This is a genomic window from Roseateles sp. GW823-FHT07B05 (assembly GCF_058794515.1).
The window spans coordinates 1-574 of the sequence record NZ_JBXAGX010000045.1; the positions used below are offsets into that span (position 1 = coordinate 1).

The 574-nt window shown below is 64.6% G+C and carries 1 protein-coding gene; it reads right to left on the reverse strand.

The genetic code is table 11. The features are described 5' to 3' along the window. Window positions 1-574, reverse strand: a 574-nt coding sequence (locus tag AC1Q7O_RS27580; RefSeq protein ID WP_492662643.1) for a hypothetical protein, incomplete at both ends; no start/stop codon positions are given.

Here is a 574-nt window from a genome sequence, read left to right on the forward strand (position 1 = left end):
CCCTGAGTGCCCATGTCGATGGTCGCGAGGCGATACGCGTCCGCGCCACCTGGGCTGGCAATCTGCGTGGCAGCGCCACCATCAATGGTGTACGCGATGGTGCCGTTGTAGCCGTTGCCGGTGTTGTCCCACAGCATAAGGTCGAGGTAACGACCGTTGACCGTCCATGTGATCGTCTTGCCAGATTCGATCTTCACCGGCCGGCGCTGGACCTGCACGTTGCTGCCGTCGCGATAGGTGATGTACGGACCGTAGTTGGCGACGAGGGTTGGGGCGCCGCCGTTAGCCACGCGGTTATCAGCGGCCGGAGCCGCCTCAGCGGGGCACCACTGGCCACCATCAAACGCCGACAGACCCAGCTTTGAGTTCAGCTCCCGGCGCAGGCAGGCGAGGAAGCCGTACTGCTCGGCCAACTGATCGCTGGACTGGGTGACCGTATCGCCGCCCAGCTGTGTCAGAGAGTCGCCGACGCCAGAAATGAGAACCGGGCCATTCACCGCGCCCATGATCGCCGCCGCCACCGGCTTCAGCGCTACCGCGTTTGTCACATAGGTCAGCCCAGCCCCTGACACCG